The sequence below is a fragment of the Vibrio sp. 1727 genome (assembly GCF_033344415.1).
Taxonomy (GTDB): domain Bacteria; phylum Pseudomonadota; class Gammaproteobacteria; order Enterobacterales; family Vibrionaceae; genus Vibrio; species Vibrio alginolyticus.
The window spans coordinates 1-17,499 of sequence record NZ_JAWPOT010000019.1; the positions used below are offsets into that span (position 1 = coordinate 1).

14 protein-coding genes are annotated in these 17,499 nt (G+C 45.5%); 6 read left to right on the top strand and 8 right to left on the bottom strand.

Annotated elements, in window-relative coordinates; genetic code table 11:
• Nucleotides 1-216: 216 nt before the first annotated feature.
• On the top strand, nt 217-801 hold the full coding sequence (locus R8O10_RS17465; protein WP_258476643.1) for a flavodoxin family protein: 585 nt from the start codon (nt 217-219) through the stop codon (nt 799-801).
• A 63-nt stretch (nt 802-864) separates the two neighbouring features.
• Here R8O10_RS17465 and R8O10_RS17470 read toward each other — a convergent pair whose 3' ends face one another.
• Nucleotides 865-2,490 (bottom strand): ABC transporter substrate-binding protein, encoded by a 1,626-nt coding sequence (locus R8O10_RS17470; RefSeq protein WP_258497947.1) that lies wholly within the window; start codon nt 2,488-2,490, stop codon nt 865-867.
• Nucleotides 2,491-2,631: 141 nt separating this feature from the next.
• On the opposite strand from R8O10_RS17470, the gene mpaA reads away from it, so the two are divergent.
• Complete coding sequence (mpaA, locus tag R8O10_RS17475; protein ID WP_085569462.1) at nt 2,632-3,342, top strand: murein tripeptide amidase MpaA; 711 nt, start codon at nt 2,632-2,634, stop codon at nt 3,340-3,342.
• Nucleotides 3,343-3,361: 19 nt separating this feature from the next.
• Here the strand turns inward: mpaA and R8O10_RS17480 are convergent, their stop codons facing one another.
• Nucleotides 3,362-4,213 (bottom strand): MurR/RpiR family transcriptional regulator, encoded by an 852-nt coding sequence (locus R8O10_RS17480; protein ID WP_085569463.1) that lies wholly within the window; start codon nt 4,211-4,213, stop codon nt 3,362-3,364.
• A 242-nt stretch (nt 4,214-4,455) separates the two neighbouring features.
• Between R8O10_RS17480 and murQ the strand changes: the two genes are divergently transcribed.
• The 3 genes from murQ to R8O10_RS17495 all read left to right on the top strand — a co-directional run bounded on the left by murQ (nt 4,456) and on the right by R8O10_RS17495 (nt 8,044).
• On the top strand, nt 4,456-5,358 hold the full coding sequence (gene murQ / locus R8O10_RS17485; RefSeq protein WP_170893901.1) for an N-acetylmuramic acid 6-phosphate etherase: 903 nt from the start codon (nt 4,456-4,458) through the stop codon (nt 5,356-5,358).
• Nucleotides 5,359-5,386: 28 nt separating this feature from the next.
• Nucleotides 5,387-6,841: a PTS N-acetylmuramic acid transporter subunit IIBC gene (murP, locus tag R8O10_RS17490; protein ID WP_053303964.1), complete on the top strand. Its 1,455-nt coding sequence runs from the start codon at nt 5,387-5,389 to the stop codon at nt 6,839-6,841.
• Nucleotides 6,842-6,988: 147 nt separating this feature from the next.
• Nucleotides 6,989-8,044: a porin gene (locus tag R8O10_RS17495; protein ID WP_318191578.1), complete on the top strand. Its 1,056-nt coding sequence runs from the start codon at nt 6,989-6,991 to the stop codon at nt 8,042-8,044.
• Nucleotides 8,045-8,133: 89 nt separating this feature from the next.
• Here R8O10_RS17495 and R8O10_RS17500 read toward each other — a convergent pair whose 3' ends face one another.
• Complete coding sequence (locus tag R8O10_RS17500) at nt 8,134-8,799, bottom strand: peptidase E (protein ID WP_053303966.1); 666 nt, start codon at nt 8,797-8,799, stop codon at nt 8,134-8,136.
• Between the two features lie 37 nt (nt 8,800-8,836).
• Nucleotides 8,837-9,748 (bottom strand): LysR family transcriptional regulator, encoded by a 912-nt coding sequence (locus R8O10_RS17505; protein WP_318191579.1) that lies wholly within the window; start codon nt 9,746-9,748, stop codon nt 8,837-8,839.
• An 88-nt stretch (nt 9,749-9,836) separates the two neighbouring features.
• On the opposite strand from R8O10_RS17505, the gene catC reads away from it, so the two are divergent.
• On the top strand, nt 9,837-10,496 hold the full coding sequence (catC, locus tag R8O10_RS17510; protein WP_025516497.1) for a type C chloramphenicol O-acetyltransferase: 660 nt from the start codon (nt 9,837-9,839) through the stop codon (nt 10,494-10,496).
• Nucleotides 10,497-10,551: 55 nt separating this feature from the next.
• On the opposite strand, the gene R8O10_RS17515 is transcribed toward catC, so the two are convergent.
• The 4 genes from R8O10_RS17515 to R8O10_RS17530 form a co-directional block, all read right to left on the bottom strand.
• Nucleotides 10,552-12,231, bottom strand: a complete 1,680-nt coding sequence (locus R8O10_RS17515) for a FapA family protein (RefSeq protein WP_318191580.1) — start codon at nt 12,229-12,231, stop codon at nt 10,552-10,554.
• A gap of 251 nt (nt 12,232-12,482) precedes the next feature.
• Entirely contained in the window at nt 12,483-14,510 is a 2,028-nt protein-coding gene (locus R8O10_RS17520; RefSeq protein ID WP_318191581.1) for a tRNA(Met) cytidine acetyltransferase TmcA, read from the bottom strand.
• A 105-nt stretch (nt 14,511-14,615) separates the two neighbouring features.
• Entirely contained in the window at nt 14,616-15,590 is a 975-nt protein-coding gene (locus R8O10_RS17525; RefSeq protein WP_005374504.1) for a ParB/RepB/Spo0J family partition protein, read from the bottom strand.
• Between the two features lie 7 nt (nt 15,591-15,597).
• Entirely contained in the window at nt 15,598-16,815 is a 1,218-nt protein-coding gene (locus tag R8O10_RS17530; protein WP_005374503.1) for an AAA family ATPase, read from the bottom strand.
• Between the last annotated feature and the right edge of the window lie 684 nt (nt 16,816-17,499).

Consider the following 17,499-nt stretch of genomic DNA (forward strand, 5'->3'; position numbering starts at 1 on the left):
AGTTCTTTTAGTTGTTGATTTCATAACACTCTCCAATTTTGGGGGTGGAAAGTGTCAACCTTATTTAGGACGGCACATAACCCACTAAAAAGCCGATGTATCTACATCGGCTTTTTTAATGCACTTCTTTTTAAGTTTTAGTGTTGACCTCAACTTAGATTGAGGTTTTAGCCTTAGTCGCACGATTAAAGATCAACAATGAAAAAAGGAACCATTGTGTCCAAAATTGCGATTATTTATTTCTCTAAAACCGACGTTACTGGTCAGCTTGCTCGCGCGATTGCCGCAGGTGTTGAACAACAAGGCATTAAACAGCAAGATGAATGTGAAATCCTCTCTCACCGAATTGAAGGCAGTGAGATTATTGAGGGACGTTTTGTGAACCCTAAACTAATGGATGAACTTGCTGAGTGTGATGCGATTATCTTTGGCTCACCGACCTATATGGGAGGTGTAGCAGCGCAGTTTAAAGCATTTGCAGATGCAAGCAGTGAATCTTGGTATTACCAAAAATGGGCGAGCAAAATCGCGGCTGGCTTTACCAGTGGTGGGGCAATGAATGGCGACCAATCTTGCACATTACAATATCTACAAACGCTCGCTAACCAACACGGCATGATGTGGGTCGGGTTGGATAAGATCAGCAATTCTGGGGAGCAAAACCTGAATCGTTATGGTGTACAAGGTGGTATTGTTGCACAAGGTGGTGAAGATGGTCAGTTGCATGCTTCTGATGTTGCAACAGCAGAGTATCTTGGCAAACGAGTCGCTATGCTCGTGAACAAGCTCTCCACTCGCTAACAATAAAAAGACGCCCCGTAAGATACATCTTCGGGGCTTCATATTTATCGCTTGTTTTGAGCGCTACTTCTTGATGTAGAGGTCTTTCGAGTAGATACGACCTTCTACGTTGCTCTTGGCAAAACCGCCAACCGTAGGACGAACCAAACGCGCTTGCATGTAATAATAGATTGGCGCAATGGGCATATCTGCCGCCAGCAACCGTTCAGCTTGGTCGTAAAATCCTTGGCGCGCTTTCTCATCGGTTGCAGCCAATGCACTGTTCATCGCGTTGTCGTACGCTGCATTGCTGTAACGTGCAAAGTTACCCGAAGAACCTGAGCGAAGTAAGCTCAGGAAAGTAGACGCTTCATTGTAATCACCGCACCAGGAAGCACGCATCACATCGAAATTGCCTTGTTTACGCGCCACTAAGTACGACTTCCACTCTTGGTTTTCTAACTCCACGTTTGCACCGAGATTTTTTTGTAGCATCGACGCTATCGCAACCGCGATCGATTTGTTTGCCTCACTGGTGTTGTACAGCAATTTAAAATCGAGCGGCTTGTCTTGGCTGTAACCCGCTTCTTTTAACAACTGACGCGCTTTCTCGTCACGTTGTTGCTGACTCCATTTACTATACTCAGGGGGCGTCGCATCAAAACCGGCAGTGTACTGATGCGCAAAGGTGTACGCAGGAAGGTTGCCCACTTGCGTGACACCATTCGTAATCACATCACGCATGATGGAGTACGACACCGCTTGACGCACTCGCGCATCATCAAATGGCGGACGAGTGGTATTGAACGCGTAGTAATACGTGCACAGTAATGGCACCACCGTGTAAGCCTGCTTGTAATCTTGTTTAAGCTTCTGCGCCATATGAGTCGGCACATCTGACGTGATATCCAGCTCTCCTGCCGCATAACGATTGATTGACGCGTTTTGGTTTTCAAACGGAATGTAAGTCACTTTGTTTAAATGCGTATCTGCGCTGTCCCAGTAATTTGGACTCTTAACCAGTTCAATGCGCTCATTCACGACCCACTTATCCAATGTGAATGCACCGTTGCTAACAAATTGGTCTGGATCGCTCCACGGCTTGTCGCGGTTTTCCACTGTCGCTTGATGCACTGGCATCATGGACGTGTGCCCAGTCATGGCAACAAAGTACGGCACTTGACTGTCCAACTCAAAACGTAGGGTGTATTTATCCACTGCCTTGATACCGAGATCGTCCAAAGGCTTTTTGCCCTCTGCTACATCGGCGATGTTTTTGATCTTGGTGAGTTTGAGATACCAAACATTTGGAGAAGCGGTCTTCGGGTCCACCGCTCGGCGCAGTGAATAAACAAAATCATCCGCTGTCACAGGCTCGCCATTCGACCATTTCGCGTCTTTGCGCAAGTGAAAAGTAAAGGTTTGGTTGTCGTTGGTTTCCCATGATTCTGCCACACCGGGAATAATGTTTCCGTCACGATCTTGAATCACAAGCCCTTCAAATAAGTCACGAATCACATGCATTTCTGGCAGACCTTCGGCTTTCGCTGGGTCAAGCGTCGCCGCCTCTGCGTCATTCGCACGTACTAAATGCTGTTCTGCGGCAAGTTGAATGCCTTTAGGTAAGGTCTCCGCAGCAACTGATGTAGCAAGAAAAGGGGTGAATAAAGAGGAAATCAGCAACGCCGTTGAATGTTTTTTAAAATCCATATCGTTTTTCGTTCTCCTAACGCGTCTTGTGAAGCAAGTGCCACAATTAACATTTCAACCGTTGACGAGTTTAAACGGTTCAGTTTAGCTAGGTGTAATTAGCTTAGATATTGATACTACTTCATCAATCAGGAGATTACGGTGAGTCTAATTCCAAGAACGGAAAGAGCGGCATTTTTAATTCGGCCAACATCATACGGTCAATCCGTGCTTGGTGCGCCATTACTGTATTTTCCGGCTCAAGTCGAAAGTGCTTCGCGAGGTTTGATTTTGGCAGGCACTCACGGGGACGAGACGGCCTCGATTGCAGGTTTGTCCTGCGCGCTAAGAAGCTTGCCTGCTGAAAACTTACGACATGATGTGATTCTGTCAATGAATCCTGACGGCAACCAGCTAGGCACACGTGCAAATGCAAACCAAGTGGATCTCAATCGCGCGTTTCCAACCCCAAATTGGACAGAGCATGGCACCGTGTATCGATGGAGCTCTCACACACCCGTTCGAGACGTAAAGGTGAAAACAGGCTCTAAAAACCAGCTAGAGCCAGAAGTTGGCGCATTAATTAACTTGATTGAACTACGTAGGCCAAAGTTTGTGGTGTCATTTCATGAACCGCTTGCGTTTGTGGATGATCCCAAACATTCCAACCTTGCCAAATGGCTCGGCGAGCAGTTTCAACTGCCAATCGTTGACGATGTCGACTACGAAACACCCGGCTCATTCGGCACTTGGTGTAATGAGCGTGATTTACCTTGCATCACGTTGGAATTGCCCGCGATTTCTGCCGATCTCACCATTGAAAAGCATCTGTCCGCTTTTATTGCTTTACTGATGCACGATCCGGATCTTTAGTCCGCTGTTGGTTAAGCGATCATGTGAGGATCTGTTTAATGTCGGTACTGATATCGCTGATCAACTGACGGGCACTGTCGTCTCTTTGCTGAACCAAGATGATAAACAGCAAATCGGTGATCACGTTTTGCGCGGTACGCGAAGCAATGGATGAGCTGCGATGTTCCGTTTCATTGGCAATCGTATCAAACGTAATATCGGCAATACCGCGCAAGCGACTTCTTCCAGGCGCAGATAACGCAATCACCTTCGCGCCCTGCTCTTTTGCCGCTTCTGCCGCAACGAGAATTTCTTTGCGCTCACCCGAAAACGAGATTGCGATCTGAACATCTTCTGGAGAGAGCGTGCGGGCAACAGCAATCTGCACGTGGCTGTCTTGTTCAGAAAGCGCCGTAACACCAAGTTTAAGCAGCTTAAAGCTTAAATCCTTCGCGGTCAGTGCAGAGCCCCCAATCCCGACCACTTGCACTCGACGCGCTTCACTCAACCATTTCACCGCTTGGTGACACGCTTCGTAAGACAGCGTATTGGTGGTTTGAAACATAGCGTCGGTTTTCGCTTTCACCAGTTTCTGTGAAATAACCGCAATGGGGTCGTCAGCCAAAATATCACTGTGCAGCGGTGTCGACTGCATCGCATGCTTACGGCCAATCTCTTCATTCAGAGCTAATTTAAACTCGCTGTAACCTTTAAAGCCGATACGCTGAGTAAATTTCACAATGCTCGATTGACTCACTTTTACTTGCGCCGCAAGTTCTTGGCTAGTGAGCAGCGCCGCCTTTTCTGCGTTTTCAACAATCCAATCGCCGACCAAACGACCACTTTGCGAAAGCTGAGTACGCCTCGCGACTATCTTATTGATAACTGACACAACAAAAACCTCAAAAATTTTAAATAAATTATTCCAAATCAGAAATAATAGGCGTTTGATTTAACCTCCTGATTATTCTAACCAAGACAGTTAATCCCGGACGTAATAGACGTATATTTTCTCTCATTATTCCAAATTTCTCCTGCATAAAGAATAACCTCAAGTGTGATTTTTATCACCAAACCTGAATATTTTATTCCATAAAATCGCCCTCAGATTGAACATTACGAAGAGTGCAAAACATGAAAATTGATTTAAGCAGATTGGTGACAGAAAGCCGTAACCCAGCCAGTGCCGAGATCGATACGCTTTCGACCATCGAGATGCTGCAAGTCATTAATGAAGAGGATCAAAAAGTCCCGCTCGCGTTAAAAGCGGTGCTACCACAAATTGCAGAGACAGTTGACGCAATTACCCAAGCTTTTGCAAATGGTGGCCGTTTAATTTACATGGGAGCTGGTACGTCAGGTCGCTTAGGCATTCTTGATGCAAGCGAGTGTCCTCCTACCTACGGCACGCATCCAGATATGGTGATTGGCTTAATTGCTGGTGGACATCAAGCGATTTTAAAAGCGGTAGAAAACGCAGAAGACAACGCGAAAATGGGTCAAGACGACTTAAAAGCACTTCACCTCACCAAGCATGACGTGGTTGTAGGCATTGCAGCGAGTGGCCGTACACCTTATGTACTAGGTGGTTTGGACTACGCTAAATCCATCGGAGCCACAACCGCATCTATCGCCTGTAATCCAGAATGTGCCATGGCAGAAGCGGCCGACATCGCGATTCTGCCGATAGTTGGCGCAGAGGTTGTCACTGGATCTTCTCGCATGAAAGCCGGCACCGCACAAAAACTGGTGCTAAACATGCTCACGACAGGCGCAATGATTCGTAGCGGTAAGGTATTTGGCAACTTAATGGTGGATGTAGAAGCCACTAACGCCAAGCTCATCCAACGCCAAACCAACATTGTTGTGGAAGCAACCGGCGCATCAAAAGAAGAAGCAGAGCGAGCATTAAAGGCCTGCGGTCGCCACTGCAAAACCGCCATCTTAATGATTTTGGCCGATTTGGATGCCGAACAAGCCAAATCACGCCTCGCCGCGCACAACGGCTTTATTCGCGCAGCACTAAATAATAACTAAATAATCCGAGTTCTGAAGGATAGACCCTATGGCAAAAATAACTTCAAACACAGTATCGCAGTTGCTGTCCGCAGTGGGTGGCAGTAACAACGTAAGCAAATGTGGTAACTGTATGACGCGTTTGCGTTTATCGCTCGCCAACAATGGCTTGGCTGATCAATCAGTTATCAAGCAAATTCCCGGCGTAATGGGTGTGGTGGAAAGCGATGAGCAGTTTCAGATCATTCTCGGTCCCGGAAAAGCTCAACAAGCGGCTGAGATGATGAATCAACTGATCGACAGCTTAACCTCTGGTGACAGTGAAGAAGCAGATATGCCGCAACAAGATCTTTCTGCCGTCGCGGCCGAGCAGAAAAAACAGATGAAGAGCAAACAAACCAGTGCGGTTCAGCGTTTTTTAAGCAAGTTTGCTACCATCTTTACGCCGTTGATCCCTGGCTTTATTGCCGCTGGTTTGTTGCTAGGTTTTGCGACGTTATTGGAACAGATGTTTGTTCTCGACCAGACACCAAGCCAGTTTATGTTGGATTTGATCGCCTACATGAAAGTCTTTGGTAAGGGTCTGTTTGCTTTCCTAAGTATTCTGATTGGTTACAACGCGCAGCAAGCGTTTGGCGGCTCTGGTGTTAATGGTGCCATTCTCGCCTCTTTGTTTGTGCTGGGTTACAACCCAGAGGCTACATCCGGTATTTACTCTGGCATGAACGAGTTTTTCGGCTTTGCGATTGATCCGCGCGGCAACATTATCGGCGTACTTTTGGCGGCGATCATCGGTGCGCAAGTCGAGCGTAAGGTTCGTCAATACATGCCAGATGATCTGGACATGATCTTAACGTCCGTTATCACTCTGTTGATCATGGGTGCGGTAACCTTCTTGATCATCATGCCAATCGGCGGCGAGTTATTTAAAGGGATGTCTTGGTTGTTCCTCAACTTGAACGATAACCCATTAGGCGCTGCAATCTTGGCAGGTTTGTTCTTAATTTCTGTGGTATTTGGCATCCACCAGGGTTTTGTTCCAGTGTACTTCGCATTGATGGAAGCACAGGGCTTTAACTCGCTATTCCCTATCCTGGCGATGGCTGGTGGCGGTCAGGTTGGCGCGTCAATGGCGCTGTATTTCAGAGCCAAAAAAGACGCTCTACTGCGCACTCAAGTTAAAGGCGCTATTATTCCGGGTCTTCTAGGCATTGGCGAACCATTGATTTACGGCGTGACATTACCACGCGTAAAACCATTCGTTACCGCTTGTATTGGTGGTGCTGCGGGCGGCTTCTTTATCGGCTTAGTTTCTTACCTTGGCTTACCAGTTGGTCTTAATACGGTGTTTGGCCCGTCCGGTATCGTGGCGATTCCTCTCATGACATCTGAAAATGGCATCTTCCCGGGCATGATGGTGTTTGTTGCCGGCCTGCTTATCTCTTACATCGTCGGCTTCCTCGCGACTTACTTCTTTGGCTGCAAAGACGTCGATTTAAGCTAAATCATTCTTCCCCTATAGGAATGGACTAGCTCGCGTCCTTGGCAAACAAGGGCGCACCCTCTCTCTACTTCACGACAATTTTCTTATTCCGTTACTCGGAAGGGGCTTTGTCGTACCTAAAACAATAGAAATGAAAGGTCGTTAATCATGAAAAAGCACATTTTGGCTCTACTTCTCCCTACATTGATGGCATCAAACGCAATGGCAGCGCAGCTGTATCAAGCGGAAGATGGGTCAGTTTTAAATATTTACTCTCGTCTTGGTTTCAATGTCACCAGTAAAAATGATGAGCATGGCGATGCAAATGGCGAGTTTGATGGCCGTATTGGTTTAAACGGTTCACAAACCATCAACGAGTACGCGTCGATCATCGGCCAAGCGCAATACCAAGTGGGTGCCGCTGAATACGCAAACCAAGTAAACGACAAACCGTCTCTGACCTCACGTTATGTATGGGCAGGTATTGATGCGAAAGATTATGGTCGCATTACTGGTGGTCGCGTGGCATCTGGATTGATTATGTTTACCGACATTGGTGATGTGTTCGCCTCTTCCGATGTTTCTATGGCGCGCCAAGCGAATAAAGTCGACAAAACCGCGACGCAAGTTTTCCGTCAAGATGGCACGCTGCAATATCAAAACAGCCTAGGTAATTTCGACTTTTCTGTCGCGTACATTTTAGGAAACAACACTTCTGAGCTCGACTACGGTTACAACGCTGCACTGCGTTATACGCTAGACATGGGGAATTTGGGTACCTTGGCACCAGTGGTGGCGATGCAGAAAAATAAAGGTGATGCGCGTGAAAGCAACGACACCGATTACACATTCTGGGGCGCAGGTACACGTTACTACCTAGGTGATTTGATGTTGGGTGCGTTGTACTCGGAAGATGAACTAGAGGGCTATTACTCACAAACCAGTACCGACAAAGTGATGGAACTAACGGCGGTTTACAGTGTAAATGACAAATGGGTACTGCGTGCTGGTTATCGTTCTTTAGAAAACAGTGAGGGTGACGAGCTAGAGCTGAAAGATACAACGCTAGAAGTGCAATACAAACTGACGCCTCGTTCTTCTATCTACACAAACTACGTTGATCGTAACGGTTCGCGTGGCTACAGCAATGGACAAGAAGTCTCGTTTGGCGGTGCGCACGCAGACGAAAGCTACTACCACTTAGGTCTACGTTACGAGCTGTAAGCACGATACTTAATGTAAGTTAGCTGAATCCATGAGCTTCTTCTGTGTCCGGTCAGTAGTTATTGCCTTTAATGCTGATTTGAAGAAGCTCACCCTCGTAATATGTTTTCTTCGTTACCTGTTTTAACCAACACGCCAGCATCAGGAAAGCTGGTGACAGTAGCTAACAATTTTCCATCGACAAAGTGCAATGCCGCATAATCGTGAATGCCATAACAAGTGATGCTCGGTTGAGAACGAGCAAAGGCTTGGAAAACCTCGAACTTCTCACCTACATGAGAAAAATGCGCCGCAGCCAAACCGTCAATAAATCCAAGACAACGCATAACTTGGTATGCTTCGGGATCACTGTCTGTCACCGCAAACTCAAACCAACAAATTGCACCTGCGCTCATGCCACAAATGATGATGCCTTGTTCATAACACTGCTTGAGTATTCTATCGATTCCCCATTCGCGCCAAATGGCCAACATCGAACGCGTATTACCGCCACCGACGTAAATGATGTCTTGTTCAAATAGCGTTTCTTTCCAACCAGCTTCAAACTTAAACAGCGGAAAATGGGTCACGTTTTCACTAAGCTTCGCATCGTAAAAACGTTCAATCACTTCATCGGCGTCTCCCGTAGCTGTCGGTAGAAAACAAATGTTTGGATTCTCCTTACCAGACAAAGACAAAATGTATTGATCGAGTGGGCTCGGATTCTCTTCCATCATCCAGCCCCCACCGCCAATCGCAATACAGTGTTTTCGCATTCCTTTGCTTCCTCTATTGTCACTAAGTTTGTTGTCGCTATTCGCCGACAGAATATATGTTCCTAAAGTGATCAATGAACGCTCGCGTTCTTCTTGGTAAGTGCTCACGTTTTGGGTAAAGCAGATAAAGCGGCAAAATCGCATCCGTTTGCCATTCTGGCAGCAAACTCACGAGTTGTTCTTTTTGTGCAGGGTCGAGTTTAGCCAGTGCAAATTCATCTAACATGGCTACGCCACAGCCAGCCAAAGTAGCATCCAACATGGACTGGACAAGATTAAAACTCAGCGTACTTTCTAACTCAATGCTGCACTGCTGATGAGTTTGCTTATGCCTAAACATCCACTTATCTAACACCAAGTCGCGACTTTTATAAAGGATGTGCTCTAAGTCACCAAGCTCCTCTGGCGTACTTACATTTGGTTTATCAGCTAAATACGAGCGATGAGCGATCGGTTTACAGTGTAAAGCGCGTAACTGATGGCCGACGTAACCCTCAGGAGGAGTATCGGTAAAGTAGAATGCGATATCAAACCCAGCTTCAATCAAGTCGAGAGGTGTCTCTGTGAATATCACTTCGACGCTCACTTGTGGATGTTGCAATCGAAAATCGATCAATGTTTGGCTGAGTAACGCGGCTCCAAAAGAAGCGGACGCCGCTATTCTCAATTTTCCCGATACGATCTCGTTTGCCATCACTTGCTCATTGATCTGCTCAGCGCCTTCGAGCAGTTGCTTTACCTGCTGATAAAACCGCAAACCATCGTAGGTCAAATTAAACTGGCGCGTAGTTCGCTGAATAAGCTGCACCGACAATATGTCTTCAAGCTGTTTAAGTTGCCGACTTACATGCGCATTCGAACAATTCAGTCGCTTTGCTGCACCAGCAATACTTCGTTCCTCACACAAAGCGACGTAAAGTGGTACGTAGCTGAGCCATTTTATTTCCATACAGTAATTCTGAATCTCTAAAATCAAACTACTGGAAATAATAGAAAGCCTCTAAACTCTGTACAACCTAAATTTGAAAGGATGAGTTATGAGTGTTTTCGACACGTGGTTAAAAGGTCAAGTCATTAAAGATCACATCACTAATCCCAATATCATCGTTGGCGATTACAGCTATTACTCGGGCTTCTATCATCAAAAAAGCTTCGAAGAGCAAGCGGTACGCTACTTGTTGGGTGACCCCGTCACACTTCAAGAATGGCAAAGTAGAGAACCCGATAGCATCGACAAATTAATCATTGGCAAGTTTTGTTCCATCGCTTCTGGAGCCACCTTCATGATGGCAGGAAACCAAGGTCATCGCATTGACTGGATTTCGACCTTCCCCTTCTCTCCTGAAGAATTTGGAGAAGGCGTACAAGACGGTTTCGAGCGTGCCGGAGATACAGTGGTGGGGAATGATGTTTGGATTGGCAGTGAGGCGATGATCATGCCCGGAGTAAACATCGGCGATGGAGCCGTCATCGGAGCACGCACCGTAGTGACGAAAGACGTGCAACCTTATTCTGTGGTGGTTGGAAACAACCAAGTCGTACGTCAACGATTTAGCGATAAAGAGATTGAAACTCTACTCAATATCCAATGGTGGAACTGGCCAATAGAACACATTAAACAAGCAATGAAAGTAATGTGTAGCAGCCAAGTCGGTGCGCTTGCGGACTACTATCAAGAGCACATTGTCGATTTGTAGATAAAAAAAGCCCACACATCTTGTTGCGACGTGTGGGCTCAGTGAGTAAGAAAGCTTAAACCGCAGCGACGTCCTCTTCTTCCAAGTTCGCCGAAACTTTAATTTCGTATTGATTGAAACGGAACGAACAACCGCCATGAGCGCGCTTTGTCGTTACCTGCTCGTCGCCAAACAGCACTGTCACGCGAGTGAAGACACGCTCTTTGGCTTCGACAATATTTTCTTCTAACGCGACTTCAAAGTCGTGTTCCGTTTGTTCTAGCTTTTGCTTTATCGCTTCAAGCTGCTCGTTGTTTTGTGTTTTCATCACGTCAATCTGAGCTTGTTCTTCGTCGGTACGTTCGGCTTTAGGACGTTTCTTAAATTCGAGCTCTTTACGAATCACATCCATCGTTCCTTCTTGAGCGTATTTGTATTGATCTTTGAGCTCTGCTAATCGCTCCTTAAATGCATAATAGCGTGCGAACGCTTCTACCTTAGTGGCGGTGTCGCCTTCTACGCCCAATTGTAAGCACACCACTTTGCCACCGACTTTTACATCTCCGCCGCTAAGCGTGCCGTTCCTACCGTTCGCATCTAGCACCGTCAGATTGCGCCCACAAACAATATCGTTATTCATGCTGTGCACCGCCAACTCAATATCTTCGCCGGCTTGCAAATCACAATATTGGGCGTAGCTGGCACGAATCGAACCTTTGGCTTTGACGTGACAACTCTTTGGCTGGCCATCACTCACGGTGTGGCCAATGATCCCTTTACCAACTTGAATGTCGTCTTGCGCTTGTACGTCAGCCGATTCAATGAAGCCGCCTACAGTAATAGAACCCGTCGCTTTAACAATCATGCCGGATTCAATGTTGCCACCGATAATCACATTCCCTTTGAATTTCACGTGACCTGTATTCACGCCAACGCTATTGAGACAGAGTGCGTTATCAACTTCAATGGTTTTGTCTTTAATTAGAGGCGTGCCGGATACCGATGCAATCAATAGGTTTGGGTCGTGCTTGCTTATCTCGGTGCCCTTGCCTGGCTTCATTGGGCTGTCTTTTCCAGCTTGTGGAGGAATCACTCGCCCTTGAACAGTAAAACCTGGCGTACCTTTGGTCGCAGGCGTGCGGCGCATCACCTCATCGCCTACGTCAACCGCGATAGTTTCACCGAGGTTACGTAAATCAATTTTGTCGCTAGCAGATTGGCCGTCTTTGGGTTTGAGGATGCGTTTGGTGATGTCTTTAACGAGAGGAGTAAAAAGAGCGTCTTTGCCTTTGATAGGTTGCTTACCAACCGCTACAGGTTGAGAAAAAGTTTCGCCGGGTTTGAGCTGAGTGCTGACAACCAACACTTTCTTCAAAGCCAGTTTGTTGATGCCTTTCGAAACTCGCGCTTGAGCAAGGGCTTGAACAATCTCGGGGCCACGTAAACCTCGGCCTCCGTACGCACCGACAACGTTCATACTGGCGAGCATGTCATTATTCGATAATTCGACCTCAACTTGCGCGTTGCGTTTTTCCGCAATGACGATGCCTTCGTAAGCTTCGGCTTTACGCTCTTTGGCGCAGTTAATGAACCTAACGACTTCCCCCTCAACAACAAACATCCTTTCAGCGTTCATTGCGACGAGCTGCTCGTTTAATTCATTTTGATTTAGCTCACCACCGAGGTCCACTTCTCCCGGAAGACGGGCTATCACCTTGGTCTTATCTTCAGATAACTCAAGACACAGCTTCCACATACCCTTACCACTTTGCTTCCCATCAACACTTTCAGTCTAACCAAATCCGTTTTCTGAACAAACCTCGCATTTCTTATTATAGGGCTCACGTCACTAAAGAAAGTAATCCATCAATAACGGTTAAACAGCATATTAAGAGAAAACTCGATTTAACCTAAAGCTCAATCAAAATACACGCTGAAACAAAAAGGAGCTGGATTTACAGTGTAAAATCAGCTCCCAATAATTTCATTTACAGTGTAAATTTCCCTTTATTGTTTACAGTGTAAATCGCTCCAAATGTGTCTTACTTCGTCCCTTAACTGCTGCTCAACTTGCCTTCTTCCAGGTAAACCAAATTGCTGAGCACATTCAGTCCAACTACGGTTGAGAAAAAGCTTACTAATCATCAAGTCGGAAACAGAGTTCAAACCTAAATTAAGTAACCACTGTTGAAGCCACACAGACACAGACTCATAACTGTTACCACCATCAGCATAACATTCAATTAGCAATAACTTAGCGGGATGAAGTGGACTCATTCCCAAAAGTTGCGGCAATAGAGCTCGAAAAATAGGGGCTTCTAATTTTGGATAGACGTCAGCCACATTGTTAGACAACATTTCTTCAAATAGCGCCTGAGATTGGTCGACCCAAGCCGTCTGTTGGGAATCACAAGGTTTGACCATCAAGACTGAATAACAACCGCTAGCAGCATCGCGCATTGACCCTAAGCGAATTGTACGGAAGTTCGATTGTCGCCAGAAATAGAGCAACTCTTCCGTCGCACCAAAACTCGTGGATAAGTAGGCAATGTGTTTAGCAGCCATTTGCTCAAGTTGCTGCAGAATTTTTTGACCAATGCCTTTGCCTTGCAATGCTGGATGAACCGCAATTCTCATGACTCGCAGCGTCGATAGATTCGCGACATTCGGGAATCCTAGGTGGTTTGCAATCGTAATTGGGGCTAAGTGTCCTTTAGGACGACGCTTACCAAGCTGGATTTCTTCAATCAATTCATCGTCAAGGTCCCCCTCTTCGACCGCTAATATCACCCCCACAACCGCATTATCTTGCTTAGCAAAATAGAGCTGACTGTTGTCGTCTTGCAAAAGGTGAATCAAATCATTCGGCGAGGTCTGATAATGAGCATTCACCAAAAGAGCGAAGCACTCACGCAGCAAACTAGGCTGCGATATCAAATTGTTCTTATCGGCTTTAGAAAGGGAAATTGAGTCGACCTGTTTAAGTTGATGGTGCGTTAACTCCGCATCCAACAAAAACGCGTCATAGAGCCATGATTCAAGCGCATCATTCATGCTCCAGCGGATGGGCTGTGTCATGTGCCATGTTTTCATTCCCGAACGCTGTTTCTGAAGCCAATCAACAAATTTAATCGTAAAGCCCCGGCCACAACCTTCATAACCATGAACAGTCGTAGAAAAAACGAGTCGATGATAATGTTCGGTAATGCTTTTGAGCATAGGAACTGGAATTGCAGCCGCTTCATCGACAAGTAACAAATCACATTCAGGTCTGCTCGATAGAAGTTCGTCAGGAGCAATGAATTGAATGGCTCCCTGCCCTGATTCTAATCTGTCCTTCTTAATGCGCTGTGCGTTAGGGAGTAAACGTAAAGCATGTTGGTAAACAGGCTCAACGGCTTTTATAGATGGTGCCGTAATTAAGATTCTAAGTGGCTTCTGCTGTAATAAGTTCGCACACGCAATGCCGAGGGCACTTGTTTTTCCGCGCCCACGATCAGCGGTCAAAATTAACGGTCGCTTTCGATGTCCTGTCACCACCTTTTCAATTAGAGAAATGGCATGTTCTTGTTCCGTGTAGTGGCTTTCTTTTTCTGCTCGCTTGATGTCTGGAGCCGTTGGCAATGGTCTGTCTTGCTCGATAACAACGAGCTTCTCCCATTGTTTGTGCATCCATTGCTGAGCAAAATTCGTAGGTTGTCGCGGCTCAGTAATGATAATAAGAAGGCCACCGCCAACCAATGAGCCAAGCGCGGCGGTAAAACTATTTGCGTCAAAGCCATCTCGAGCATCAAACAATAGAACGTCACACTCTCTGCCTAACAACATGTGCCCTTGTTTAGGCGAAACACTGTATGCGTTTTCCAAACCAAAATCGCCGACACAAAACCAACGTTGATACATCTGTGTTTTATGGAACTCTGACACCAATGCATCTTGCCAAGAAGACTCGCCTTGAATGACGATGCCGAATCTTTGGAAAGATTGGTGAGCTTGTTGTTGAAGTGATGAAAGGAAATCAGATTGTGTCTGCATTTTGTCTATCCAACGTTGAACTGACGCAATGGTATCACATCTTTAATTTGACGCTTCTGAGATATAAAAAAACCGCCCGGAGGCGGTTGATTCAATCATCATTTGTTATTGCAGTTTGGTTTGTACAAACGCAAGAATCTCTTCCATTAAGCTGTCGTCAACTTTCTTCAAGTTCAACGCCAGGCTACTACCTTTTCGGCTATAGCTTGCTCGACCTTTAACTAAGTCGACTTTTTCCGTCTTCTTACCAGGTTTTGCTGGTGCAAGTTCAGTAATCCAATTTTCGATGCTTTCCGTGACTTCTTTTGTCAGACGAGCAACGCCTTGAGCTGTGCTTCGCTGCCATAAAAACCCTTCGCTAGAGCGACATTTATCTAACAGCTCTTGCTGCTGCTCTGGCGTTAGCGTTGAAAACTGTTTGTGCAGTTTCACGATTGTTGGGCGACCGAGATCGCCAACATTCGGATACGCTTGAAGCAGTTCTAACGGTAATGCTGCGGCTTTTAAAGCGCCACTTACCAACGCTTCACTGCACTGGAACATTTTTGCCAATGCTTTCTGATCCTCAGCTTCACCACTATCAAGCTTAGCCTGCATCTCTTTACCTTTTTCGTATAAAGAGAGCGGTTTGTGAGCATTTGCCACATCAGACAAAAACTTAGCATGGTCAGTATTGATGTTGTCAGCAACATAAACCAAAAAATCTTGTTCAGCGAGGATACAAGACATGCGACGACGGCTACCATCTAAAACTTCGATCTTGCCATCTTCAGTTCTACGACCCACAGCTGGATATTGTTGGCCACGCTCTTTGAGTGTGACTAAAACATCAGATAAAGCATGTTCGTTTAAGAACGATTGCTCACGAGCGTTATCAACAAATACTGTTGTTTCTGTCGCAACTTTATTTGCAGGAATACGCACAAGTTCAAACTGAACAATATTTTCACCTGCAACTGCTAGTTCAATCGTTTGAGCTTTCTCTTTTGCCGCAGTTTGCGCCTCTTGCGGAGTCACAACACGACGCTTATTCGTTTTGCCAAATAATTTCGCGTTTAATTCAGACGTTTTCAAAGCCATTTACTTATTACCCCTGATTCAATGACGGCCAATTAGAGTGCAGGACACGCTCTAATTCCAGTGCGCTTTTATGAACAGCGTCTTGCGCGGTGGCTAGTGTCTTCTTACCGCCTTCAAAATCGCTTACTGTCAGATCAAATACTGTGCTGTAGGTATCGGCACAGGTTTCAAACGCACGGCTACGAGGAATAGTAGCCATCATAACTTGGTCACCTAGAAGATAGTTCATTTCAGTTAAAACAGAAACTTGCTTCTTATTGTCGTCCTCAAACATGGTTGGCATCAAGCGAACAAACTCAAGACCATTCCAGTCCTCCGGGAACATTTCATATACCGTAGGCAAATGCTGGAAGAAGTTTACTGTTGAAGCCCAGTCCAGACGCTTAGCCGCACAAGGAATTAGCAAGGCATTTGATGCATACATAGCATTCCATACTAATGGGTCAACGTGTGGACCGGTATCAATCATAATGATATCGAAGTCATCAGCAATTTTATCAATCAGTTGCTCTTTCAGCAGACGGACGATATCGAGTGATGGGTCTTCAGATAGCGTTTGCCATGCTTCCGCATTAAACATCGCGTCTTCTGGAAACGCTGAAATCGACTTTAAGTTCGGATATTGCGTTGGCAGCAATACGTTTTTACGTAAAAATTCACTGTCAATTTCCACACCATCAGGCACGTTACCCAACATAATGTCTACCGCAGAATAGATATTATCATGCTCTGCCATGCTGATTTGCGGGTTGAGGAATAAACGTAGCGAGCCTTGTGGGTCTAAGTCGATTAAACAAATACGGTATCGTTTATCCAAATTTAGCGCTAAACATGCCGCTAAATGAACCGCGGTCATTGATTTACCTGTACCGCCCTTTTGGTTCTGCACATTAATAATCCAAGGTTTGTTACCTGAATTCTTTTTACGCTCATGAAATTTAGGCACTTCAGCCGCATCCATGAGCATGTGTGCTTCTTCTAACGTAATTGAATAATGATTCGCGTTGTTTTTAGTAAATTGATGCCCAGCGGCTTCCATTTTACCAATCGCGTCGTCGAGCTTACGGCGAGTTAGACCAGAACGGGTTTCCATCATCGCTTTCGACATTGGTGGGAAGTAGTTATCGCTTCGCTCTTCTAAAACAATTTCAATACGGTCAGCTTGAACCTGCTGAGTCAGCTCCGCTAACTCAAGAAGGTTTTCAATCGTTTTTTCTCTTTTCATGCCAAATTCCGTTGGAAGGATTTATAATTGCAATTGTACAGCAGTAAAGACCAAAAACAACAAAAAGGTGCACGAACATTTTGAATTACCATCACATAAAAAAACACCCAAATCGACGCTTTTATGATTTATGGTCAAAAAGATAACTATTTTTAATCAAATAATCTTCTCATAAGTGGACACCTAAACTTAAAAATAAAAAGTGTTACAGCGTCACTCATTTACAATGTAAATCAATTTTCTACCGGAACGATTATAATCTTAAGCTAAATTACGGATTATGTTAGACCAACCTAATTTAAACGAAAAATAGTAAGTAATATCGGAGCAATAAAGACCTGAACACCTTGATCATGTCTCCGAGCAAAATAGGGCAGTTCCAGCGAAACATCTATGGAAGTATGATCAAGGTATACTTATGATCATGCTTCCGTGTTAATAAACAAATCCGAAAGCATGATCATGGAAAAATTGAGCAGAGTACGGTGTAAACACGCAAATAAAATAAGATCCATTAATCGGAAATATGATCAAGCCTTAGAATCTCTCGGAAGCATGAGTTTTCTTCTCTGATTTACGGTTGAGTGCAGACAGAATGGGGGATTGAGCAGAAATTGACGGTATAGAAGCCGGAACAATGAAATTGCTCAAGTTGCTATGATAAATCACGCTCTCATGATCATG

Excerpts from the sequence above, each read along its gene's own strand:
- R8O10_RS17470 (WP_258497947.1), bottom strand. The coding sequence starts at position 2,490 with ATGGATTTTAAAAAACATTCAACGGCGTTGCTGATTTCCTCTTTATTC.
- murP (WP_053303964.1), top strand. The coding sequence starts at position 5,387 with ATGGCAAAAATAACTTCAAACACAGTATCGCAGTTGCTGTCCGCAGTG.
- R8O10_RS17530 (WP_005374503.1), bottom strand. The coding sequence starts at position 16,815 with ATGAAAAGAGAAAAAACGATTGAAAACCTTCTTGAGTTAGCGGAGCTG.
- catC (WP_025516497.1), top strand. The coding sequence starts at position 9,837 with ATGAGTGTTTTCGACACGTGGTTAAAAGGTCAAGTCATTAAAGATCAC.
- R8O10_RS17525 (WP_005374504.1), bottom strand. The coding sequence starts at position 15,590 with ATGGCTTTGAAAACGTCTGAATTAAACGCGAAATTATTTGGCAAAACG.
- R8O10_RS17495 (WP_318191578.1), top strand. The coding sequence starts at position 6,989 with ATGAAAAAGCACATTTTGGCTCTACTTCTCCCTACATTGATGGCATCA.
- murQ (WP_170893901.1), top strand. The coding sequence starts at position 4,456 with ATGAAAATTGATTTAAGCAGATTGGTGACAGAAAGCCGTAACCCAGCC.
- R8O10_RS17520 (WP_318191581.1), bottom strand. The coding sequence starts at position 14,510 with ATGCAGACACAATCTGATTTCCTTTCATCACTTCAACAACAAGCTCAC.
- R8O10_RS17505 (WP_318191579.1), bottom strand. The coding sequence starts at position 9,748 with ATGGAAATAAAATGGCTCAGCTACGTACCACTTTACGTCGCTTTGTGT.
- R8O10_RS17500 (WP_053303966.1), bottom strand. The coding sequence starts at position 8,799 with ATGCGAAAACACTGTATTGCGATTGGCGGTGGGGGCTGGATGATGGAA.
- R8O10_RS17515 (WP_318191580.1), bottom strand. The coding sequence starts at position 12,231 with ATGTGGAAGCTGTGTCTTGAGTTATCTGAAGATAAGACCAAGGTGATA.